Raw genomic sequence first — 22,578 nt, 5'->3', positions numbered from 1 at the left:
AAACCTTTCGATGTTTTTAATAAGTTTAACCTAGGAGGATTCACTATAAACTATCCGGTTTGATTACGTAATATTTAAAAAAATTCGGGCTAATCCATAAATAATTTTAATAGACAAGAACGAATACTTTAATTTTCTTTGGATTATAATCCCTTTTAATAGTGTAAAATTCATAGGCAAAAAAATAAACCGTATCAAAGGAATAATCCACTGAATACGGTTCTTTAAAAGAGGTATACTTTTACACCCGTAAAACGGGGCTATTAACTAGCATAACGATTACCTCAATGTCCTATAAACGTTGTTATAACTTGGTATAACGGCCCCGAGAGGACTCGAACCTCCGACGCATGGTTTAGGAAACCAACGCTCTATCCGCTGAGCTACGGAGCCATGATATGAAGGCTTTTTTAATGTGCATTATATATTATAAAGGAATTAATAGTGTTTGAAAAGAAAATTATATTGTAATACTTTATTAATATTCATTGAATTGGAACAATAGGGATCTGATAAGATACCAAATCGAGTTTTAGCTGCATATTCATTTTACAAGTATCTATTTAAAAATGCATAAGCGAAGCACAGATACTTATGCATTTTACAATATCCCTATCCAAAATGTATAAGCAAAGAATAGATACTTATATATTTTACGATATTCCCATCTAAAATGTATAAGCAAAGCACAGAAACCTATACATTCTACAAGCACCCATCCAAAAATGTATAAGCAAAGCACAGATACTTATACATTTTACAAGCACCCATCCAAAAATGTATAAGCAAAGCACAGATACTTATACATTTTACAAGCACCCATCCAAAAATGTATAAGCAAAGCACAGAAACCTATACATTTTACAAGCATGCATCCAAAAATGTATAAGCGAAGCGCAGAAACCTATACATTTTACAAGCACCCATCCAAAAATGTATAAGCGAAGCAAAGGTACCTATACATTTTTCAATCATTCATCCAAAAATGTATAGGTAAAGAACAGATACCTATGCATTTTTCAAGCACTTTCCCAAAAAATAAACCGGGCATTTTAGCCCGGATTTTATAATTAAAAATATATGACCATGTTGATTAATAAGCTAAACTAAATAGTCCTTTAATATGTGATAAATAGCGGATGTTGCTTGCTTCTTTCATCATTGATGCTGGTAATCCTTTAAGTGGAGTTTGGTTTCCTCCGATAATAGCAACAGCATCTTTGCGTCCTAGGCTTGCAAGTGTACCAGAGTCAACTGGAGAGAATTCTTCTAGTTTTTTCCCTTCTAATGAAGCGAATACGTTGTAGCCAACAAGTTCGCCCATTTGCCATGCGTTTTGTGCAGTTGGTGCGTATGGACGACCATTTGGTGCCATTAATACGGCACTGTCGCCGACAACAAATACGTCAGGGTGGGAAACGGATTGAAGATGTTCATTCACAGTTGCACGGCCGCGGTTTACTTCAAGACCTGATTCGCCAACTAGTGGATTTCCTTGAACTCCGCCTGTCCAAACGAAAGTATTCGTTACAATTTTTTGTCCATCTTTAAGATCAACGGTGTTACCTTCTACATTTGTTACAGGCAGACCTGTAAGGAATTTAACGCCGCGTTTTTCTAAGCTAGTAGTTGCACGTTCAATTAAATGATCCGGCAATACTGGTAGAATTTTTGGACCTGCTTCAACAAGCATGATTTTAAGTTCTTTTGGATCGATGCCATATTTTTTAGCTAGGCCTGGAATTGTATCAACAATTTCACCAACTAGTTCAACACCAGTTAAGCCGCCGCCGCCAATAAGGATTGTAGCGTCTGCTTCATTTTGCGTTTTAGCATATTCTTGAAGGCGACCTTCAATATGTTTATGAATTTTATTGGCATCACTTGTTGATTTTAATACCATACTGTTTTCTTCAAGTCCCGGAATACCGAAATAAGAAGTAACACTTCCAAGGGCAACAACAAGTCTGTCATACTTTAGCATCGAACTATCAGCAAGTATTATTTCTTTTTTATCTACTGAAAAAGAAGTGACTTTAGAAATTTTAAGATCGATATCTTTTCCTTTGAAAAGCTTTTCTAAAGGCATTGCAATTGCTTGTTCAGAAATATTACCTGCTGCAAGGCGATGTAATTCTGTGATAATTTGGTGTGTTGGATACTGGTTAACAACAGTAATTTTTGCTTCTGATTTATCTACATATTTACGTAATGTTAAGGCTGATAGAAGGCCACCATACCCAGCACCTAAAATGACGATATGTTTTGACATAGTATATCCTCCATCCTTATATAAAAAATATTATCTTTGATTTTCACGTTGTTCAGAAACTTGAAGAAATGCGTTTAAGAAACGGAAAAGTTTTTGTGCTTGTGGATCTTTCAACAATTTAAGCAGGCCGAATAAACCGATTACTTCAGTACTTTCATCAGCAATATCTTTAGCTTCGATTGCTTTTTGTGCAATGTTTTTAACACCTGTTTTAATAGGATCAACGATTTCTGTAATCGCACCAACAGTATCATTTTTTAATACTTCATCAGTTGCTACGGATTTAGCGAAGTCATAAGACTTTGTTAAAATAGTAACAAGTTCGGCCAATTTAGGAAGTTGTTCAACAAGAACATTTAATGATTCTTGAACTTCTGGCTTTAATAACTGATCAAGAACATCAAGTTGTTGCTGGCGTAGCTCAGCATTTAGTTGATTGTTAGTTTCTGACATTTTCAATTCTCCTTTACTTTTCTTTAGGCATCACTATTAGGCTACTCCACTTCTTTACTCTTGTCCATTGGTGAATGAAAAATTTTTATAGAAAATTTGGCAATAAACATATTTTTAGAGATGATTAGGAAAGAAATTGGATTATCTTGGGAACTGAAAATATGTAGAGGGAAATCTATTTATAGTATTTATCAAAGTGCATAAAAAAATCGGATTCCTTTAGGAAAATTTTATTTAATGAAAAATAAAAAGGCATGAGCACCGAAATGTGCCATGCCTTACAAGCTATCTTCTTACAGACCCATGCGGATCAATGACAAATTTCTTTGCTGCCCCTTTATCAAAGTCAGCATAGCCATTAGGAGCTTCATCGATAGAAATTAATGTCGCATTTACTGCTTTCGCAATTTGTGCTTTTCCATGTAAAATCATCTTCATTAATCCACGATGGTATTGCATAACTGGTGTTTGACCAGTAACGAATGTATGTGCCTTTGCCCAGCCTAATCCAAAGCGAATTTTTAGAGAACCAATTTTCGCATCTTCATCAACACCACCTGGATCACCTGTTACGTAAAGACCAGGTATACCGAGACGACCGCCAACTTGTGTCACATCCATTATCGCATTTAAGACTGTAGCTGGTGCTTCTGAGTGACCATGCCCGTGTCCGTGTGCTTCGAAGCCTACACAATCAACTGCTGCATCAACGACAGGCTCACCAAGAATTTGTTCGATTTGTTCACCTAAATTATCATGTTGGCTTAAATCAATCGTTTCACAGCCAAAGCTTCTTGCTTGAGCTAGACGTTCTGGATTTAAATCACCAACAATGACCGCGGAGGCACCAAGCAGCTGGGCAGAATGTGCGGCTGCTAAACCGACGGGTCCTGCACCGGCAACATATACGGTAGAGCCCGATTTGACACCGGCAGAATAAGCCCCATGAAATCCTGTTGGGAAAATATCTGATAGCATCGTTAAATCAAGTATCTTTTCCATTGCTTGTTCTTTATCAGGAAACTTCAGTAATTGGAAATCAGCATAGGGAACCATAACATATTCTGATTGACCACCAACCCATCCGCCCATATCGACATAACCATAAGCGGAGCCAGGTCGATCAGGGTTTACATTTAAACATACATGGGTTTTTTGTTCCTTACACATTTGGCAGCGGCCACAAGCAATATTAAATGGGACGGAAACAAGATCTCCTTTTTTAATATATTCGACATCCCGTCCTACCTCAATGACTTCACCAGTAATTTCGTGTCCGAGAACCAATCCTTCCGGTGCAGTAGTTCGTCCACGAACCATATGCTGGTCACTGCCACAAATATTTGTCGTAACCACTTTTAAAATAACGCCATGCTCACATTTACGTCCGACATTTAGCGGATTCACACCAGGTCCATCCCGCAAAACTAAATCAGGATATCCAATATCCTTTACTGCCACTTTTCCGACCCCATTGTACACAACTGCCTTATTACCTGACATATCTAAATCCTCCCCCCCTAATAGAAAACGTTTTCTTTTTGTCATACAGTCCAATGTATATGCCTGTACGAAAAAAATAGAACAGGTAGGGCAAGAGAAAAATACTTTTACCAATGATCGTCTATTTTTCTCGTTTACGCATAGTTATTTAAAGATAGTAGAAGAGAGGTGAATACGTATGATCAAATTACAAGGAGTTATTCCAGCGGTAAGAAACATGAAGGATTTTGATCGAATTCTTAACAGTAAACAAAAATATATTATTCTCTTAGAAACTCGACTTTCACTTCTTCGTCATGCGGTTAAATACGCGCAAAAAATGGATAAGCAGGTGTTGGTACACGCAGATTTAATTCAAGGACTAAAATCAGATGAGTTTGGCATTGAATTTCTTTTAAGGGATATTAAAGTTGATGGGTTAATATCTACAAGGTCCAATGTCATTTCTCATGCAAAAAAAAATAAAGTGACTTCAATCCAACGATTATTTGCTTTAGACAGTCAAGCACTTGAACATAATATTAAAATCATTAACACATTAAAACCAGATTATATTGAAATATTACCTGGTGTTGTTCCGGAAATTTTAGAAGAGGTTTATGAAAAAACAGGGATTCCTATCATTGCTGGCGGTTTGATCCGAACAAAACAGGATGTTGAAAATGCATTGAATAAGGGTGCAAAAGCGATTACTACTTCTTTCGTCCATTTGTGGGAATTGTAAAAAATATTTATAAAAAAACGGATTGACATCGTTGTGAATTCAGACTATTCTGTAACTACAAGTTAAAATGTGATGGAGAAACTGGAGATCCACGTTTACGAAATGATATTTATCAAATGATAAATATGATTTTTGTTGATGTGGGTCTTTTTGTCGTCATTTTAACTTGTTTTGTAAGCGTTTCTAAATAAATTTTTAGGGGGGAAGGAGTATGTCCGAATTTCTTGCTGAAATGATTGGAACAATGATTCTAATTATTTTTGGTGGTGGTGTGGTAGGCGGAGTAGTCCTTAAAAAGACAAAAGCAGAGGGTGCCGGTTGGATTGTCATAACGATTGGATGGGGATTAGCGGTAACGATGGGGGTCTATGCAGTTGGCAGCATTTCAGGAGCACATCTCAATCCGGCCGTTACGCTTGGTTTCGCATCGATCGGTGAATTTCCGTGGGAAAAGGTTCCTCTTTATATGACGGCCCAAGTGATTGGAGGATTTCTTGGTGGTGTAATTGTCTTTTTTCAATACTTGCCACATTGGAGAGCAACGAAGGATCCTAGCGATAAGTTAGCCGTTTTCTCAACCGGTCCTGCAATTCGCAGTACACTTTCGAACCTTGTGAGTGAAATGATTGGTACATTTGTCCTTATTATGGGGTTATTGTTTATCGGAGCAAATGAATTTACAGAAGGATTAAATCCTGCCATTGTCGGTTTATTAATTACAGCGATTGGTTTATCATTAGGGGCAACAACAGGTTATGCGATTAATCCTGCACGTGACCTGGGTCCAAGAATTGCCCATGCATTGCTGCCGATCATCGGCAAGGGGAGCTCTGATTGGGGATATTCATGGATTCCGATTGTCGGTCCGTTATTAGGCGGAACATATGGGGCATTATTTTATAAAGCGATTTTTAAAGGTGATTATTCAGTAACATTCTGGATTGTCAGTATCGTCGTTGTTGTCGTTTTAATTGCTGCTCTTAATAGTGAATTGAAAAAAAGACATGCTTCTGAAGAAGCCGTATAGGGGGAATAGCGATGAGTCAATATATTTTAGCATTAGATCAAGGAACAACGAGTTCAAGAGCGATTCTTTTTAACCATGAAGGGGAAATTGTTGAGACTGCACAGAGAGAGTTTGAACAGTTTTTTCCGAAGCCGGGGTGGGTTGAGCATGATGCGAATGAAATTTGGACATCTGTACTTGCTTGTATTGCAGAGGTGATAAGAAAATCCGATATTGAACCTGATCAGGTTGCGGGAATTGGGATTACGAATCAGCGGGAAACAGCGGTTGTTTGGGATAAACATACTGGTAAGCCAGTGTATAAAGCGATTGTCTGGCAATCAAGACAAACGGATGATATTTGTAAGGAGCTTCGCGAAAAGGGCTACAATGATTTATTTAGGGACAAAACCGGATTGCTTATTGACGCCTACTTCTCAGGTACAAAAGTAAAATGGATACTTGATCATGTTGAAGGGGCAAGGGAGAGAGCTGAAAAGGGTGAGTTGTTGTTTGGAACGATTGATACGTGGCTTGTGTATAAGCTTTCAGGTGGAAAGAAACATGTAACAGACTATTCCAATGCATCGCGAACATTGATGTACAATATTTACGATTTAAAATGGGATGATGAATTATTAGAAATTCTTAATGTCCCGAAAAGCATGCTTCCGGAAGTAAGACCTTCCTCAGAAATTTACGGGAAAACAGCTTCTTATCATTTCTTTGGTCATGAAATACCAATTGCGGGAATTGCCGGCGATCAGCAAGCGGCCTTATTCGGGCAGGCGTGTTTTGAAACGGGAATGGCGAAGAACACGTACGGAACCGGCTGTTTCATGCTTATGAACACAGGTGAAAAAGGTGTTAAATCTGAAAATGGATTATTAACGACACTTGCCTGGGGTGTGGATGGAAAAGTTGAATATGCACTTGAGGGAAGTATTTTTGTTGCAGGATCGGCCATTCAATGGCTGCGAGATGGACTAAAAATGTTCGAAAACGCACCTGACAGTGAAGCGTATGCGACTAAGGTGGAATCAACTGATGGTGTATATATGGTACCAGCTTTTGTTGGATTGGGAACACCGTATTGGGATAGTGATGCCCGAGGTGCAGTGTTTGGGCTTACACGCGGAACAACGAAGGAACACTTTATCCGTGCCACTTTAGAATCATTAGCTTATCAAACAAAGGATGTTTTGGATGCGATGATTTCAGACTCAGGAATTGATTTGAAAACATTACGAGTAGATGGGGGTGCGGTAAGGAACAATTTCCTTATGCAATTTCAAAGCGATATTCTCGGTGTACCTGTTGACCGTCCGGTTGTCAGTGAAACAACTGCTCTCGGAGCCGCCTATCTCGCAGGCCTTGCAGTCGGGTACTGGAAAGACAAAGAGGAAATTGCTAAGCAATGGAAAATTGACCGTACATTTACAAACCAATTAGATGAAGAAACAAGTGCTCAGTTGTATGAAGGCTGGCAAAAAGCAGTGGCAGCAACAAGAGCATTCAAATAAGAAAACATGCACAACACAAGCTTAATAACGGCACAGTCCTTGCCATATCTTACCTTATATCATCTCTAGAAAAAGACGACCGCACACATCAAAGATTCTACACAAATCCACGATGCTATGCGGTCGTCTTAATAAATAAATAAATAAATAAATAAATAAATAAATAAATAAACGGATTTTCTATTCGGAATATTTGAATAAATATTCAAAAAATGTATAAATGGTGCCTGACACCAAAGGAGACATGGATATGAAGAAGATTATTAATGATGCGAATGAGGTTGTGCAGGATATGTTGGATGGGTTGATTGCGGCGTTTCCAAATCAGTTGAAGCTGGTGGAGGGAACGACGGTAATAGCGAGGAAAAATGCACCGATACTGAATAAAGTGGGGGTTATTAGTGGGGGTGGCAGCGGGCATGAGCCAGCCCATGCAGGATATATTGGGAAGGGGATGCTTGACGCTGCAATTGCTGGTGAAGTGTTTACCTCGCCAACACCTGATCAAGTATATGAGGCGATTAAAGCGGTCGACGGTGGTGCGGGGGTGTTCATGGTCATAAAAAACTACACGGGTGATGTGTTGAATTTTGAAATGGCAGCGGAGCTTGCGGAAGCTGACGGAATCCAGGTAGCGCAGGTAATTGTTAATGATGATGTCGCCGTAGAGGATAGCTCATTTACAACCGGACGCCGGGGGATTGCCGGAACTGTATTCGTTCATAAAATTGCTGGTGCGAAAGCAGAATCAGGAGCGACATTACAGGAAGTACAAGCAATTGCCGAAAAAGTGGTAAATAATGTTCGATCGATGGGGATGGCGTTAAGTCCTTGCACTGTTCCAGCCGCCGGATTGCCAAGTTTCGAACTCGAAGAAAATGAAATGGAAATAGGTATGGGGATTCACGGGGAACCAGGAACGGAGAAAAAGGAAATAGCAAGTGCAAACGAAATTGCAGAAGAGTTGACGAATAAAATACTGGACGATATGCAGTTAAATAGTGGGGATGAAGTGGCAGTAATGATCAATGGTTTAGGTTCAACACCGGAAATGGAGCTGTTTATCGTAAATGGCAAAGTCCATCAAATATTATCCGGTAAAGGGATCAAAGTATACGAAACGTTTGTAGGTGAATATATGACTTCTTTAGAGATGGCTGGTTGCTCAGTTACACTTTTAAAACTCGATGAGGAGCTTAAACAATTATTAGCTGCTGAATCACTGGCACCTGCATTCCGCAAATAAATAAAGGATGTGTCCCGATGAATCTAACTGTTGATAAAACGTTAAAATGGATGACAAGGGTAAATGAAAAAATTCAGGCCAATAAAGCGTATTTAACTTCTCTCGATCAAGCAATTGGTGACGGTGATCATGGAATTAATATGTCCAGAGGGTTTCAAGAAGTTGTAAAAAAGCTTTCCAGTAGCCACTATGAAACAGTTTCTGATTGTTTCAAAGATGTGGCGATGACGTTAATGTCAAAAGTTGGCGGTGCCTCAGGCCCAATTTTTGGTACGGCATTTTTGAAAATGTCGATGTCCGTAAAAGGAAAGGAATCAATTAATCAAGAAGAGTTTACTAGAGCCATCGACGATGCGATAAATGGGATCATTCAACGAGGAAAAGCGAGTGAAGGCGATAAAACACTTCTCGATGTGTGGATGCCCATTTTAAGACTTCTCATAGAAAACGGTAATGTTGATTGGAATGATGTAGAAAATACGGCTAAGCATGCAATGGAAGAAACGAAGGAAAGAATGGCGAAAAAGGGACGGGCGGCGTATCTAAAAGAGCGCTCTATCGGACATATTGATCCGGGATCAGCATCCTCTTACTATCTATTTCAATCGCTCGCGGAAGTCATGACAGAAGGAGATAAAAATGAATAATGTTGGCATTGTCCTCATCTCCCACAGTCCAAAAATTGTTGAGGGCATTAAAGATATTCTTACACAAGTAGTGAATAATGTTCCAATAGGAGTGGCCGGGGGAACAGTTGAAAATGAAATAGGTACGAGTATTGAAAAAATAGTAACGGCAATCGAACAAGTTCATAATGAAAATGGGGTCATTCTTCTATACGATCTAGGAAGTGCCATGATGAATGCAGAACTAGCTTTTGAGCTGACAGGCTATAAAAATATAAAAATAGCGGAAAATATTCCATTGGTAGAAGGAGCCTATATAGCTGCCGTCGAATCCAGTATGGGAAATGACATCGAAAAAATCATCCGAAGTTTACGCGAGTCCTTTTAAAGGATTGAGTTTCTAAACAAAGCACAGAGTGGATTGGAGCGGAAGGTACTTGACTCCTGCGGGATGTAGAGGAAAGGTCGAGACCCCGCAGGCGCGGTAGCGCTGAGGAGGCTCGACTTCCTCCCCGCGGAAAGCAAGTGCCTGCAGCGGAAAGGAACGGTTTAATACGAAAACAGCTTTTATAAAACAAAATCCCGGTCTTAATTAAGACCGGGTATATAAAAAAGGAGGTTCACTAGACTTTCTTAGGGGGGAAGAGTCTAGGTTTAAGGATTAAGCATTGCTTGTCCTTGGTAAATACATCATAAAATAATTTTCCTACATCTGAATGAAAGGAAGATGAAAAATTAATGAGAAACAAAATTGTCACAAAGTATTATAATTCTTTTACGTACTCTTGAACAATTTGGTTTAATACTTCAATCTGTTCTTTCCATCGTTTTGAAGGATAATCTTTCATCGTAAAGAGTATGCTTTCAATTAAAAATATTTTCGGCTTTCTTGATATAAATAACTCTTCTTGAACGAAGTCTAACGAATCCCTATATTTCCCTCTCATTTCGTCGTCCTCAATCACTTCCAACAGTTCCTTTAAATATTTGATCTGCTGACGGACACGCTCTTTATATCCTCTTTTTTTCTCTGAAAACCCTGGAAGCCACTGTTCAATGATTTCGGGGTCCAGCAATTGTGCATTTGAATTCGATACATCTTCCACGATTTTCTTCAACCGTTCTACACTATAGCGGATAACCTGTAAGGTAGATGCATTAGAGTAAAACTTCGCCAAATAATTATAATGAAAATTATGATGGAGAATTCCGGTAAACATAACGGCACAATCCAACAAATAAGGCTTTTTGTCCTCACCGAAAATATCAATTAACCGTTCATTCATCCAAACAAGATTGACATATTGTGTACGTTTAAAGAATTGCTTTAAATCTTCGTCCTTTGAAACGGTAACTTCTTCAAAAAGAGAAATCAGTTTATCACGTTTATTCGTTTCCATTTGTAATTCAATTTGTTTAATAAAAATTTCAATATCCGACCGATTTTGACCAATTAGTAATTTTTCTCTTTTTTTTTCAAGTTCATTATATGAATCCGTGAAGATCTCGAGTAACAGTTCATTTTTCGAAGAAAAATAATTATAGAATGTTCCTTTTGAAATATTACTACCTTCTAAAATATCTTGAATAGAGGTTGCTTGAAACCCTTTATGGATAAATAATTGATGGGCTACATTCATCACATGCTGTTTTCGATTTTTCATTTTTATCACCTAAATTTAAAGTTATACTCAATGTCTAAATGTATACTAACTTAAATTACCTTATTGTACAAACTTATATATATTAAACATTTTTGAGTAACAAGGCATGGAATGAAAGTATAAAAAGTTAGTAAGATTATTTCCAAAAGGAGGATATTGAGGAGGATGTTAAAAACTAAACACGAAACAAATTCATTTTATAAAGAGGGGTTGTCACTATTATAGATAACCCCTACTTACTTGTATCTCCTAATTGAATCATAATAGGTATGTAAGGTTGTGTTATGGTTGGTATTGTTATTTCAACGGTTGTCCCTTTATTAAGTTCGCTGGAAATATGAAAGGTTCCGTTGTGGCTTTCGATGATTCTTATGCATGTCATTAGTCCCAGTCCTGTCCCTTTTTCCTTCGTTGTATAAAAAGGCTCTCCTAATGTAGAAATGCGATCTGAAGGAATACCAGTCCCTTGGTCGATAATACAAATGGAGAGCTTCCCTTTTTTCTTTTCTTGTACTTTAATTTCAATAATCCCACCATTCGGCATCGCTTCGATTGAATTTTTTAATATATTGATAAATACTTGCTTCATTTGGGTTTCCTCGCAGGATATTGAAGGTATATGCTCATCCATTTCAACTTTTATTTGGACATTATTTAACATTAATTGTGAATTGATTAGGGTAACGACATCTTTGATTAACTTTTTTACGTCAATTTCTTTAAAAACAACAACAGAAGGCTTAGCTAAAACAAGGAATTCACCTAAAATAATATTTATTCTTTCTAGTTCATTTAGTACGAGATCATAATATTCCTTTTGTTTTGTATTTGATCGGAATAATTGAATGAAACCTTTAATAGAAGTAAGTGGATTACGAATTTCGTGTGCAATTCCGGCCGCCATTTGTCCAACAAGTGCCAGCTTTTCCGATTTTTGAAGGAGAGAATCGGTTTGTTTTTTTTGATCTGTTACATCCTTACCAATCGTTAAAATGACATCTTTTCCTTCATATCGCGATAATACTGACGTTGCATCAAAAAATATCGATTGCCCATCAAATCGAGTCAATTTGTATTCAATGTTAGGAAGTGGTTGTCTTTCTTTTTTTATTTGATGCAATCTTTCATTAACCCTATCAGTATATTCCTTACTAATAAAGTCGATTATTGATTTTGAGATGATTTGATGTTTTGATCTAGCATTTACCATTGAAATCGCCGCTTCATTTACGTAAATAATAATTTTATTGTCATGAATGATAATCGGATTTGGTAACCAATCAATTAATTTTCTATAACCATCTTCATTTTCTTTTTTTTTCTTTGCAAAGTATTGAAGCTTATCATATTGCCAGCCAACAAACCAGGCAATAACTGTCGCAATGGTAGCGTCAATGATGTCACTAAAATGAAAGGTTTGTTTAATGACAGCTTGGCCAACGGAAAATAGGATTGAAATAGAAATTAAAACAATTTGTGCAGTTTTTTTCATTCGAGTCCCTCTCCTATTGTTTATATAAGACTATAATACCACTACTGGTTGTAATTTTATAAATATTCGAAAAATAATTTTGAAAAATGCGTGAAAAGATGTCGAAAAATAGCAATAATTGTTGATAAAAGATAAGGACAGATATAAAATGTATATTAGCAAAATTTTAAAACACTGATTTTACGATAATGGCAAACCTTGCGAAAGTGAGGGACGCAAAGCTACGGGTCTAAGGTTCCAAGGAATGATGATCGCCGGGCCACCGAATAGTCATACTTATTGAATGTCTTATTTGACTATTTCTTCATTTAGGAATAGTTTTTTTATTTCTATTCTTATTAATTTCACTAGGAATGGGGGGATTATAATGCAAAAACCGTCAATTAACATTGACACACATACGGATTACTCGAATGTACGAATTAGTTTAAATCAATTAATAGGTTTGCTAAAAATGTATATTTCCCCATTATCAGGACTAAAAATTAGAACTAAAGAGGGGGAATTACACGAGGTAAACACCGAAACAATTATAAATGTTTTGGTCACTCATCTCAGTCGTACACAATTACTAGAGCTCTTGCATATGTTTCAAATCATCAAAAAGCGGAAATCAAATATTAAACATTATTTTGAATATATTTTGCAAGGAATTGCTTATAAAGATAAGCAACGTTAAAAAGAAGTTCCCTGAACAAGGCAGGGAAAGAGTTAGTTTTTATATCCATCAACAACAAGATCTAATTTTCCTGTTTCCGGATCAATAACTAGACCGTGTACGGGAATGTCATTTGATAATAAAGGATGTTGTTTAATCATTTTAACACTATGTTCTACACTTTCTTCTACATGATCAAATCCTTGGAACCATTCATCTAAATTAATCCCAGAATACTTAATCGTTTCCAGTGTTTTTTCGTCAATGCCTCTTTGTTTAATCTTTTCTAACATGGAGGCACTCTCGATTGCGCTCATTCCACAATCATGATGTCCAATAACTAATATTTCGTCAGCCTGGAGTTCATAAACAGCAATCAATAGACTTTTCATAATACTTCCAAAAGGGTGAGAGACGATCGCCCCAGCATTTTTTACGATTTTTACATCCCCGTTTTTCGTATTGGTCGCTTTATGTAAAAGTTCAACTAGTCTTGTATCCATGCAAGTTAAAATGACCAATCGTTTATCAGGAAATTTCGTCGTTGAAAAATCTTCATATTTTTTTTGAGAAACAAAGTCCTCGTTATAGCTTAGAATTTCAGACAATAATGTCATGATATCACCTCTAATTAGAATGTGAATGTTCAAGTTGTATTTATTAAACAATCTCCACTTTCTATTTTAATGCAAATCCTTTCTTTTGAAAAATCTTTTTGAAAAAGCAAAAGTCCCGTTCAAGTGAAAACGACCACTATGATGGATATTGCCCATTTTTTATTCAAGTAATTGCACTTTCACCTATTCCGTGCTAAAGTTAATTCATAGTTAATTTATAGGAAATGAGGGGATTAAGTTTGGGCAGAGAATTTAATGAGCTTTTTGATGAATGGTCCCTTTCTTATGACAATACAGTTTCCGGAAATGATCCGGAATATGAAGATGTGTTTATCCATTATGATGAAATATTAACGAAAGTTGCTGAACATTCTTCCGGAACCGTTGTTGAGTTTGGTGTAGGAACTGGAAATTTAACGGCGAAGTTATTAAATAAAGGATTAAATGTGTATGGTATGGAGCCTTCTGAAGGCATGCGAAAAATTGCTCGAAAAAAAATACCGTTTGTAAAGATTATGGATGGAGACTTTCTAGAGTTTCCAAAGATTCCGGAACCGATCGATACTTTTGTGAGTACGTATGCTTTCCATCACTTAACAGATGAGGAGAAAGCGAAAGCGATTAAAAAATATAGTACGTTATTAAATAAGGGTGGACGAATTGTTTTTGCCGATACCGTATTTGCAACTTTGGATGCCAAAGATGAAATGATTCGGGATGCGAAGCGAAAAAATTTCAACCGCTTAGCGGAGGATTTGGAACGAGAGTATTATACAACCATCTCAGTTTTACAAGATATTTTTAATCAAAATGGCTTTTCCGTTTCATTCACGAAATTGAATCCATTTGTTTGGTTGATTGATGCTGAAAAAGTAGATTCATAGATACGATTAGCTAAAAAGAGGGATAGGCAATGGAATATGCAAAGCATGTTAGTGAATTGATTGGAAATACACCGTTAGTTGAAATTACATCTTATTCACTTCCAAAGGGTGTTCGTATATTTGCGAAACTGGAATATTTTAATCCAGGAGGCAGTGTCAAAGATCGTTTAGGTCAATATTTAGTGAAACGAGCATTAGAAGAAGGGAAGCTGCAGGAGGGTGGAACCATTATTGAGCCGACAGCTGGTAATACGGGGGTCGGCCTAGCATTGGCTGCTATTAAGTTTGGGGTAAAGGCGATTTTCGTTACACCAGAAAAGTTTAGTATTGAAAAGCAAACACTCATGCGGGCACTTGGTGCAACGGTAGTAAATACGCCTACAGAATTGGGAATGCAAGGTGCAATTGAGAAGGCTAAGGAGCTTTTAAAAGAAATTCCAAATTCATATTACCCAGGACAATTTCAAAATTTCGCGAACCCAGATACGTATTTTGAAAGTTTAGGACCGGAGATTTACGATGCTCTTGATGGGAAGATTGATGTGTTCGTGGCGGGTGCAGGTTCCGGTGGTACGTTCATGGGAACTTCCCGCTTTTTAAAAGAAAAACTCCCTAATATTAAAACAGTTGTTGTTGAGCCAGAAGGTTCCATTTTAAATGGTGGTGAGTCTGGATCACATCGGACAGAAGGGATAGGAATGGAATTTTTGCCGCCATTTATTGATCGGGAGTATTTCGATGAGATTCATACGATCTCGGATGAGGATGCGTTTTTTCGCCTAGCAGAGATTGCGCGAAAAGAGGGGCTTCTAGTGGGGAGTTCTTCGGGGGCTGCTTTGGAAGCATGCTTAAGAGAAGCAGGCCAAGCAAAACCTGGCACGAATATTGTGACCATTTTTCCAGATAGCAGTGAACGGTATATAAGCAGCGGGATTTATCAATTCAATGAAAGGTGAGAAAAAAGATGAAGAAAAAAACAAAGTTTATTCATGGCGGCATTAGTCGTGATCCGTATACAGGAGCTGTCTCGACTCCTATCTATCAAGTAAGTACGTACAAACAAGATGGAGTCGGGAATTTTAAATATGAATATTCAAGAACGGGAAATCCAACTCGTGAATCATTGGAAAAACTGATTGCAGATATTGAAAATGGAACGCGCGGCTTTGCTTTCGGATCTGGGATGGCTGCGATTACTGCTGTGATGAATTTATTCTCATCAGGCGATCATATTATTGCAACGGATGATGTGTATGGTGGGACGTTCCGTGTGATGACGAAGGTTTTAAACCGTTTCAATCTTGACGTCACTTTTGTCGATACAAGTGACTTAGAGGCAGTGAAAAATGCTGTCCAACCAAATACGAAGGCAATTTACGTTGAAACGCCAACAAATCCTTTGTTGAAAATTACTGATATTCGTGCGGTGAATGGGATTGCAAAGGAGAAAGGACTAAAACTTATTGTCGATAATACATTTAGTACTCCTTATTGGCAAAATCCATTGGATTTAGGAGCGGATATCGTCCTTCATAGTGCGACGAAATATCTTGGCGGACATAGTGATGTTGTTGCAGGATTAGTCGTTGTTAAAGATGAGAAATTGGGTGAGGACGTTCATTTTATTCAAAATTCAACCGGCGGTGTTCTTGGTCCGCAAGATAGTTGGCTATTGATTCGTGGGATTAAAACACTAGGGATCCGCATGGAGGAAATTGAGAAAAACACGTTGGATGTTGTGAAATTTCTACAAGAGCATCCGAAAGTGGAAAAAGTCTTCTTCCCGGGTTTACCTGATCATCCTGGTCATGAAATCCATCGCGCACAAGCAGATGGATTTGGGGGAATGATTTCCTTTACGGTAGAAAGCCAAGAAAAAGCATTAACTGTATTGAAAAATGTAAAATATTTTACATTAGCAGAAAGCCTTGGTGCGGTGGAAAGTCTTATTTCAATCCCATCATTAATGACACATGCGTCGATTCCTCGGGAGCGTCGTTTAGAGCTTGGAATTGAGGATGGATTAATAAGAATATCAGTAGGGATTGAAGATATCGAGGATCTCATCGAAGACTTAGGGCAGGCACTAGATTCTAAATAATTGCCTATTGACGGATATGACCATTTTTTATATGCTAAAAATTGTACAAATTCATACCCGTACATACGGGAGAGGTTCATAGCTGAAACCCTCTATAAAAAACTATGGATTCATGTCATTTAAAGCCATGTCCATATCAGGATATGGCTTTTCTTTTTGACCATTTATTATAGTAGCTATGAAAAACGTGAACCTCTCTTAAATGTACGAAACATTTAAAGGAGGTTTTTTTATGTCCGGAAGAAAAAAAGAAGAAGGACTAAATGATTTAACATTACTAGGGAATCAAGGAACGAAATATGCATTCGAATATGCTCCACAAATCTTGGAATCGGTTGATAACTTGCATGTGGATCGTGATTATTTTGTGAAATTTAATTGTCCGGAGTTTACGTCACTATGCCCAATCACACACCAACCCGACTTTGCAACTATGTATATCAGCTACATCCCTGATAAAAAAATCGTAGAAAGTAAGTCTTTAAAGTTGTATTTATTTAGTTTCAGAAATCATGGGGATTTTCATGAGGATTGTGTAAACATTATCATGAATGATCTTATCAAGTTACTAGACCCGCGTTATATTGAAGTTTGGGGGAAATTTACGCCACGCGGCGGGATATCGATTGATCCGTATTGTAATTATGGAAAAAAGGGAACTAAATTTGAGGATATGGCAGCATATCGTCTGATGAACCATGATATGTATCCTGAAACAGTAGATAATCGATAAGGAAGGAATCAAGCGACTATGCTGTTATATTTAAATGGAATATTTGTAGGTTTATTAATTTTATCTAATATTGTCGCGGTAAAATTATTTAGCATTGGTGATTGGGCTGTGCTGCCTGCTGCTGTCATCATTTACATTTTTACGTATCCGATTGTGGATACGATTGTTGAAGTGTATGGAAAGGATGCGGGAGGTAAAACGGTAAAGGCAGGCTTAATAACACAAATGCTTGCCATCATTTTTATTACGATTACGATTTATTTGCCGTCTGCACCATTTTTTGAGCATCAAACAGAATATCGAACAATTTTAAGCGGCAGCTTTCGGGTCATTATTGCGAGTCTAGTTTCTTACGTGGTTAGTCAAAATCTGGATGTATTTGTTTTTAATAAATTGAAAGAAAGACATGGGGTGAAGAAGCTTTGGCTCCGGAACAATGCATCGACTATGCTTAGTCAATTAGTAGATACAATGATTTTCATTTCAATCGCCTTTTTTGGCACAATGCCTGTTGCTGCATTAGCAACGCTTGTCTTTACACAATACGTATTTAAATTTCTTGCTTCCATTGTTGCCACGCCATTTGTTTATTTATTGGTAAAAATTATTCGGAAAAATAAAATAAACTCCATTTCGAAGGAAATAGAATATTCGTCCTAATCTAAATTATGGTACAATAGATATATGTCGATGCAGAGGACATTCTCTGCATCGAAGAGTTTTGTCTACATACACTTTCTTCACTCGTAAACTTTTTGAAATACTTTTGAAACCTTCTTAACCTTTTACCCGTAAATAGATCATAAAGAAAATTTGAAAGGTGTGATCATCATTCATCATTTTCACTATTACACGTAAAGGATTTGGTGCGAATGACCATTTTCGGAACATCCATTGAAACGGTTTATTTAGTTCTCCTAATTGTTGCGGGGAGTCTTACGATTCTTTATATCTTGTTTGGGGATATTTTTCATGGAATCGGGGAGGCACTCAGTTTTTTACATCCAACATTAGTGTTATCTTTTATCACCTTTTTTTCCGCATCCGGCTATATTTTGGAGCGGGTTACCTCATTTTCTAGCATTCTTATTATGGCCATTTCAGCAATTATTGCGATCATACTCGTCACACTGTTAAATGTGTTTGTCCTTATTCCACTATCCTCTGCAGAAGAATCACTTAGCTACACTGAAGAATCTTTAAAGGGACGGGTGGGGAAATTAATCATATCGATTCCACAAGACGGATATGGTGAAATTGTCATTGACAGCAAAAGCGGAATGATTTCTAAACCCGCTGCCAGCTACGAAAATCATGCAATTGAAGAAGGCAAACAGGTGTTAATCATCGAAGTAAAAGATGGGGTTCTTTATGTCGTTCCATATGAAAATAATCGACTATATAATGAAGACCTCGAAAAAATAGAAACGATATAATTTTTGTTAGGGGGAGAAGCTATGCTTGAAGGCGTAGGACTATGGGTTATCATTGGGATCGTTGCATTTTTGATTATTGCATTAATTGGTGTATTCATTACAAAATATCGAACAGCGGGCCCTGATGAAGCATTAATCGTAACAGGTAGCTATTTAGGTGGACGCAATGTTCATACAGATGAATCAGGTAACAAAATAAAAATCATTCGAGGTGGAGGTACATTTGTACTTCCTGTATTCCAACAAGCACAACCATTAAGCTTACTATCTAGTAAACTCGAAGTAACAACGCCTGAAGTGTATACCGAGCAAGGTGTGCCAGTCATGGCTGATGGTACCGCTATTATTAAAATTGGCGGATCCATAAGTGAAATTGCTACAGCAGCTGAACAATTTTTAGGAAAAACAAAACAAGACCGTGAGAACGAAGCGAAAGAAGTATTGGAAGGTCATCTTCGTTCAATTCTTGGTTCGATGACAGTTGAAGAAATTTATAAAAATCGTGATAAATTTTCTCAAGAAGTTCAACGTGTCGCATCACAAGATTTAGCCAAAATGGGATTGATTATTGTCTCGTTCACGATTAAAGAAGTTCGCGACAAAAATGGATACTTAGATTCTTTAGGGAAACCAAGAATTGCTCAGGTGAAACGTGATGCCGATATCGCAACGGCGGAAGCAGATAAAGAAACAAGAATTAAGCGGGCAGAAGCTGCAAAGGATGCTCAAAAAGCAGAACTCGAACGTGCAACTGAAATTGCGGAAGCAGAAAAAGTCAATCAGTTAAAAATTGCTGAATTCCGCCGTGAACAAGATATTGCGAGAGCGAAAGCCGACCAAGCATATGATTTAGAAACGGCTCGTGCGAAACAAGACGTAACCGAACAAGAAATGCAAATCAAAATCATCGAGCGTCAAAAACAAATTGAATTGGAAGAAAAAGAAATACTTCGTCGTGAACGTCAATACGATTCAGAGGTTAAGAAAAAAGCCGATGCCGACCGTTATGCAGTCGAACAGGCAGCGGTTGCAAATAAAGCGAAACAAATCGCCGAAGCAGATGCGAATAAATATCGAATTGAATCAATGGCAAAAGCAGAAGCGGAACGAGTCCGTGTAGACGGTCTTGCAAAAGCAGATGCACAAAGGGCGCAAGGGGAATCTGAAGCTGAAATTATCCGTTTAAAAGGTCTCGCGGAAGCAGAAGCGAAGAGAAAAATCGCCGAAGCGTTCGAAATGTTCGGTCAAGCGGCTGTTCTCGACATGGTGATGAAAATGCTTCCTGAATACGCGAAACAAGTGGCTAGTCCATTAGCTAACATCGACAAGATTACAGTCGTTGATACAGGCGGAAATGGCAGTGAAGGTGGCGCGAATAAAATTACAGGCTATGCAACAAACTTAATGTCTACTTTACAAGAATCATTAAAAGCATCTTCAGGTATTGATGTAAAAGAATTACTTGAAAACTTATCAGGAAAACACAATATTCGCGGCAGTATCGATCAATTAACGTATGAAATGAAAGAAACAAAAGGTCAGCTCGCAGCTGATAAAGAAGAATAAAGGATAAGAACGAAAAGGAACAACTACTCGATTAGTTGTTCCTTTTCTTGTTGACGGATGTTTTTGTAAATGGAGAAGAAATATCGGAATTCATCAAAAAGAAGACGGTCATACTCTATAAAATCAAAGTCATCAAAGAAGTCTTCTAATACATCGGGATCTGTATTTGATAATATGCCCGAGATTTCAATGGGAGTTTTTAAATGATTATACAGATGCCCATACCCTGAGTAAATAAACATATCCTCGATTTGGTGTTCTAAAATAATAATCACTCACTTTTTGTTTGTTTATGATTTAGTATTACCAATTAACTAGCGGTTAGTGCATTTATTTTGTTAAAGGAATCGGACAGATTATAGGATAGTAAATGAAGATAATAGTATATCCATATCAGTTTTATATTGGTTGGAGTTTGAAAAGGGGAGTTATGTATATGAAAGAGCTAGAATCATATAGATAAAAGGCTGAAACTACGAATTATGTATGTCAAAGCGCTCAAATGACATAGATAAAAGGTCAAAACTAAGAATTATGTATATCAAAAAAATGCATATGATACAGATTGAGCCATCTAATCCATTATAGCCAGTCCAATCAATCTCGGTAATCAATATTCAAAAATAATACCCATCGCCAAGTTAGCGATGGGTTACTAGAATAATAGACTTATTTTGCCACTGTTTGCAGTCTATTAATAAACTGCAATGAGCGTCCTGTACCGATAGCAACGGATTCTAATGGACTTGGAGCCAAATGAACAGGAACGATGATTTCTTTGCTCAGCCATTCTTGAATGCCATTAAGCATAGATCCGCCACCTGTTAAAATCACTCCTCTGTCAACGATGTCGCCACTAAGCTCAGCAGGACAGTTTTCAAGGGTTGCGCGAATACTTTCTAATATACTTAGGAGGGATTCGCGGATTGCACCTTGGATTTCCTTTGAGTGGATGCTAACTGTTTTTGGGAGTCCTGATACTAAATCACGGCCTCGGACATCCATTGAAATCCCCTCATGATCGACAAGTGCATAGCCAATTTCCATTTTTAATTGTTCAGCGGTACGTTCTCCAATGAGAAGATTGTAGTTTTTTCGAACGTATTGAATGATATCTTCATCCATTTTGTCCCCGCCGATGCGAAGAGTGTTGCAAGTTACTACCCCGCCATAGGAGATGATAGCTACTTCTGTTGTTCCACCGCCGATATCGACAATCACATTCGCAACTGGCTCGTCCACCGGTAAATCGGCACCAATCGCAGCAGCAACCGGCTCCTCAATTAAATGAACCGTTTTTGCACCCGCAAATTTAACCGCATCCTGGATGGCGCGACGCTCAACAGAAGTTGCACCAGAAGGAGTACATACTACAACACTTGGTTTGCGAACAGCAAAACCTAACTGCTTGCCGATTCTTTTCATGATTAATTTCAACATTTCAGTTGTAATATCATAATCGGCAATAACTCCATCTCGTAATGGACGAATCGCCACGATTTTTCCAGGAGTTTTTCCTATCATGTTTTTTGCATCTGTACCAAAGGCCAGTACACGTTTCGTTTCAGTATTAATTGCAACAACGGATGGCTCGTTTAAAATAACACCTTTATTTTTACTATAGACTAATATATTTGCAGTACCTAAATCGATCCCTATTTCTGTACCTGAAAACATATATGTTCACCTAACCCTTTTCATATGACTTTCTTCTTACATATACTACTTCAATAAAGTATAAGGTATTTATGAGGGTAATTATGAATACAGTTTATTCCATTACGTAATATTACATTTTTTAAAATAGGAATATTTTAGACAAGCCATGATAAGACTGGGGTAGGGGCGATTGGTTTTTATTTAAAAAAAGAGTGTGTTAACTAAATTTAAAAATTGTAATGTAACAAAATAATCAGGTGGATCGGTTTTACGTGTATATCGTTATGCGGATCATCGTTACCTTAACGAGCGTCGGATTATCAGATTGTGGATCATAGAATTTTGTTTGTGCCGCATGCAACTTGATTTGAGGATCATAGAAAAACGTTTGTGGATCATAGGCTCTATTTTGAAT

22 protein-coding genes, 1 tRNA gene and 2 riboswitches are annotated in these 22,578 nt (G+C 37.5%); of the genes, 14 read left to right on the top strand and 9 right to left on the bottom strand.

The window, feature by feature from the left end:
• Positions 1-320 precede the first annotated feature (320 nt).
• The 4 genes from B5V89_RS14635 to fdhA form a co-directional block, all read right to left on the bottom strand.
• Positions 321-393 (bottom strand) — tRNA-Arg (locus tag B5V89_RS14635).
• A 700-nt stretch (positions 394-1,093) separates the two neighbouring features.
• A complete protein-coding gene (locus B5V89_RS14630) occupies positions 1,094-2,272 on the bottom strand; it encodes an NAD(P)/FAD-dependent oxidoreductase (protein WP_066226591.1) in 1,179 nt (392 codons plus the stop codon).
• 30 nt (positions 2,273-2,302) lie between these two features.
• Positions 2,303-2,725, bottom strand: a complete 423-nt coding sequence (locus tag B5V89_RS14625) for a DUF1641 domain-containing protein (protein WP_066226588.1) — start codon at positions 2,723-2,725, stop codon at positions 2,303-2,305.
• A gap of 285 nt (positions 2,726-3,010) precedes the next feature.
• The gene (gene fdhA / locus B5V89_RS14620) at positions 3,011-4,228 is read right to left on the bottom strand and encodes a formaldehyde dehydrogenase, glutathione-independent (protein WP_108072646.1); all 1,218 of its coding nucleotides are present in this window, start codon (positions 4,226-4,228) and stop codon (positions 3,011-3,013) included.
• Between the two features lie 178 nt (positions 4,229-4,406).
• On the opposite strand from fdhA, the gene B5V89_RS14615 reads away from it, so the two are divergent.
• The 6 genes from B5V89_RS14615 (at position 4,407) to dhaM (ending at position 9,741) form a co-directional block, all read left to right on the top strand.
• Entirely contained in the window at positions 4,407-4,952 is a 546-nt protein-coding gene (locus tag B5V89_RS14615; RefSeq protein ID WP_108072644.1) for a glycerol-3-phosphate responsive antiterminator, read from the top strand.
• A 211-nt stretch (positions 4,953-5,163) separates the two neighbouring features.
• A complete protein-coding gene (locus B5V89_RS14610; protein WP_066226585.1) occupies positions 5,164-5,979 on the top strand; it encodes an MIP/aquaporin family protein in 816 nt (271 codons plus the stop codon).
• Positions 5,980-5,990: 11 nt separating this feature from the next.
• Positions 5,991-7,481, top strand: a complete 1,491-nt coding sequence (gene glpK / locus B5V89_RS14605; protein WP_066226582.1) for a glycerol kinase GlpK — start codon at positions 5,991-5,993, stop codon at positions 7,479-7,481.
• Positions 7,482-7,731: 250 nt separating this feature from the next.
• Positions 7,732-8,727 (top strand): dihydroxyacetone kinase subunit DhaK, encoded by a 996-nt coding sequence (gene dhaK / locus B5V89_RS14600; protein ID WP_108072642.1) that lies wholly within the window; start codon positions 7,732-7,734, stop codon positions 8,725-8,727.
• A gap of 17 nt (positions 8,728-8,744) precedes the next feature.
• Entirely contained in the window at positions 8,745-9,374 is a 630-nt protein-coding gene (dhaL, locus tag B5V89_RS14595) for a dihydroxyacetone kinase subunit DhaL (protein WP_108072640.1), read from the top strand.
• Positions 9,367-9,741 carry a dihydroxyacetone kinase phosphoryl donor subunit DhaM gene (gene dhaM, locus B5V89_RS14590; protein WP_108072638.1) on the top strand — a complete coding sequence of 125 codons (375 nt, stop codon included), beginning with the start codon at positions 9,367-9,369 and terminating at the stop codon, positions 9,739-9,741. Before dhaL ends, dhaM begins: the two co-directional genes overlap by 8 nt.
• A gap of 376 nt (positions 9,742-10,117) precedes the next feature.
• Here dhaM and B5V89_RS14585 read toward each other — a convergent pair whose 3' ends face one another.
• Together B5V89_RS14585 and B5V89_RS14580 are read right to left on the bottom strand one after the other, a co-directional pair.
• Complete coding sequence (locus B5V89_RS14585; protein WP_066226574.1) at positions 10,118-11,017, bottom strand: TetR/AcrR family transcriptional regulator; 900 nt, start codon at positions 11,015-11,017, stop codon at positions 10,118-10,120.
• Between the two features lie 232 nt (positions 11,018-11,249).
• A complete protein-coding gene (locus B5V89_RS14580) occupies positions 11,250-12,509 on the bottom strand; it encodes an ATP-binding protein (RefSeq protein WP_108072636.1) in 1,260 nt (419 codons plus the stop codon).
• Positions 12,510-12,689: 180 nt separating this feature from the next.
• A riboswitch (cyclic di-GMP riboswitch) is annotated at positions 12,690-12,776 on the top strand.
• A 100-nt stretch (positions 12,777-12,876) separates the two neighbouring features.
• On the opposite strand from B5V89_RS14580, the gene B5V89_RS14575 reads away from it, so the two are divergent.
• Positions 12,877-13,188, top strand: coding sequence for a hypothetical protein (locus B5V89_RS14575; RefSeq protein WP_066226572.1), 312 nt, complete (start codon positions 12,877-12,879; stop codon positions 13,186-13,188).
• Between the two features lie 32 nt (positions 13,189-13,220).
• On the opposite strand, the gene B5V89_RS14570 is transcribed toward B5V89_RS14575, so the two are convergent.
• Positions 13,221-13,784, bottom strand: coding sequence for a beta-class carbonic anhydrase (locus B5V89_RS14570; protein ID WP_066226570.1), 564 nt, complete (start codon positions 13,782-13,784; stop codon positions 13,221-13,223).
• Positions 13,785-14,023: 239 nt separating this feature from the next.
• Here B5V89_RS14570 and B5V89_RS14565 point away from each other — a divergent pair, with 239 nt between their 5' ends.
• The 7 genes from B5V89_RS14565 to B5V89_RS14535 all read left to right on the top strand — a co-directional run bounded on the left by B5V89_RS14565 (position 14,024) and on the right by B5V89_RS14535 (position 20,504).
• Positions 14,024-14,668, top strand: coding sequence for a class I SAM-dependent DNA methyltransferase (locus B5V89_RS14565; protein WP_108072634.1), 645 nt, complete (start codon positions 14,024-14,026; stop codon positions 14,666-14,668).
• Positions 14,669-14,697: 29 nt separating this feature from the next.
• Entirely contained in the window at positions 14,698-15,624 is a 927-nt protein-coding gene (locus tag B5V89_RS14560) for a PLP-dependent cysteine synthase family protein (RefSeq protein ID WP_108072632.1), read from the top strand.
• 8 nt (positions 15,625-15,632) lie between these two features.
• Positions 15,633-16,769 carry a bifunctional cystathionine gamma-lyase/homocysteine desulfhydrase gene (locus B5V89_RS14555; protein WP_066226564.1) on the top strand — a complete coding sequence of 379 codons (1,137 nt, stop codon included), beginning with the start codon at positions 15,633-15,635 and terminating at the stop codon, positions 16,767-16,769.
• 65 nt (positions 16,770-16,834) lie between these two features.
• Positions 16,835-16,881, top strand: a riboswitch (PreQ1 riboswitch).
• Between the two features lie 120 nt (positions 16,882-17,001).
• Entirely contained in the window at positions 17,002-17,502 is a 501-nt protein-coding gene (gene queF, locus B5V89_RS14550) for a preQ(1) synthase (RefSeq protein WP_108072630.1), read from the top strand.
• Between the two features lie 18 nt (positions 17,503-17,520).
• Positions 17,521-18,162 carry a queuosine precursor transporter gene (locus B5V89_RS14545; RefSeq protein WP_108072628.1) on the top strand — a complete coding sequence of 214 codons (642 nt, stop codon included), beginning with the start codon at positions 17,521-17,523 and terminating at the stop codon, positions 18,160-18,162.
• Between the two features lie 212 nt (positions 18,163-18,374).
• Positions 18,375-18,938: an NfeD family membrane protein gene (locus B5V89_RS14540; protein WP_108072626.1), complete on the top strand. Its 564-nt coding sequence runs from the start codon at positions 18,375-18,377 to the stop codon at positions 18,936-18,938.
• Positions 18,939-18,959: 21 nt separating this feature from the next.
• The gene (locus tag B5V89_RS14535; protein ID WP_108072624.1) at positions 18,960-20,504 is read left to right on the top strand and encodes a flotillin lipid rafts scaffold protein FloT; all 1,545 of its coding nucleotides are present in this window, start codon (positions 18,960-18,962) and stop codon (positions 20,502-20,504) included.
• 23 nt (positions 20,505-20,527) lie between these two features.
• On the opposite strand, the gene B5V89_RS14530 is transcribed toward B5V89_RS14535, so the two are convergent.
• Positions 20,528-20,779 (bottom strand): hypothetical protein, encoded by a 252-nt coding sequence (locus B5V89_RS14530; RefSeq protein ID WP_084347380.1) that lies wholly within the window; start codon positions 20,777-20,779, stop codon positions 20,528-20,530.
• A gap of 394 nt (positions 20,780-21,173) precedes the next feature.
• Complete coding sequence (mreBH, locus tag B5V89_RS14525; protein WP_066226553.1) at positions 21,174-22,181, bottom strand: rod-share determining protein MreBH; 1,008 nt, start codon at positions 22,179-22,181, stop codon at positions 21,174-21,176.
• Positions 22,182-22,578: the final 397 nt, after the last annotated feature.

Source organism: Heyndrickxia sporothermodurans (assembly GCF_003055045.1).
Classification (GTDB): domain Bacteria; phylum Bacillota; class Bacilli; order Bacillales; family Bacillaceae_C; genus Heyndrickxia; species Heyndrickxia sporothermodurans.
The sequence above is the reverse complement of the archived record's forward strand: the minus strand, read 5'-3'. Positions and strand labels throughout refer to the sequence as shown.

Coding starts and splice junctions, on each gene's coding strand:
- queF (WP_108072630.1), top strand. CDS start 17,002: ATGTCCGGAAGAAAAAAAGAAGAAGGACTAAATGATTTAACATTACTA.
- B5V89_RS14610 (WP_066226585.1), top strand. CDS start 5,164: ATGTCCGAATTTCTTGCTGAAATGATTGGAACAATGATTCTAATTATT.
- B5V89_RS14560 (WP_108072632.1), top strand. CDS start 14,698: ATGGAATATGCAAAGCATGTTAGTGAATTGATTGGAAATACACCGTTA.
- dhaM (WP_108072638.1), top strand. CDS start 9,367: ATGAATAATGTTGGCATTGTCCTCATCTCCCACAGTCCAAAAATTGTT.
- dhaK (WP_108072642.1), top strand. CDS start 7,732: ATGAAGAAGATTATTAATGATGCGAATGAGGTTGTGCAGGATATGTTG.
- B5V89_RS14545 (WP_108072628.1), top strand. CDS start 17,521: ATGCTGTTATATTTAAATGGAATATTTGTAGGTTTATTAATTTTATCT.
- fdhA (WP_108072646.1), bottom strand. CDS start 4,228: ATGTCAGGTAATAAGGCAGTTGTGTACAATGGGGTCGGAAAAGTGGCA.
- B5V89_RS14580 (WP_108072636.1), bottom strand. CDS start 12,509: ATGAAAAAAACTGCACAAATTGTTTTAATTTCTATTTCAATCCTATTT.
- dhaL (WP_108072640.1), top strand. CDS start 8,745: ATGAATCTAACTGTTGATAAAACGTTAAAATGGATGACAAGGGTAAAT.
- glpK (WP_066226582.1), top strand. CDS start 5,991: ATGAGTCAATATATTTTAGCATTAGATCAAGGAACAACGAGTTCAAGA.
- B5V89_RS14535 (WP_108072624.1), top strand. CDS start 18,960: ATGCTTGAAGGCGTAGGACTATGGGTTATCATTGGGATCGTTGCATTT.
- B5V89_RS14575 (WP_066226572.1), top strand. CDS start 12,877: ATGCAAAAACCGTCAATTAACATTGACACACATACGGATTACTCGAAT.
- B5V89_RS14630 (WP_066226591.1), bottom strand. CDS start 2,272: ATGTCAAAACATATCGTCATTTTAGGTGCTGGGTATGGTGGCCTTCTA.
- B5V89_RS14625 (WP_066226588.1), bottom strand. CDS start 2,725: ATGTCAGAAACTAACAATCAACTAAATGCTGAGCTACGCCAGCAACAA.
- B5V89_RS14540 (WP_108072626.1), top strand. CDS start 18,375: ATGACCATTTTCGGAACATCCATTGAAACGGTTTATTTAGTTCTCCTA.
- B5V89_RS14570 (WP_066226570.1), bottom strand. CDS start 13,784: ATGACATTATTGTCTGAAATTCTAAGCTATAACGAGGACTTTGTTTCT.
- B5V89_RS14555 (WP_066226564.1), top strand. CDS start 15,633: ATGAAGAAAAAAACAAAGTTTATTCATGGCGGCATTAGTCGTGATCCG.
- B5V89_RS14615 (WP_108072644.1), top strand. CDS start 4,407: ATGATCAAATTACAAGGAGTTATTCCAGCGGTAAGAAACATGAAGGAT.
- mreBH (WP_066226553.1), bottom strand. CDS start 22,181: ATGTTTTCAGGTACAGAAATAGGGATCGATTTAGGTACTGCAAATATA.
- B5V89_RS14585 (WP_066226574.1), bottom strand. CDS start 11,017: ATGAAAAATCGAAAACAGCATGTGATGAATGTAGCCCATCAATTATTT.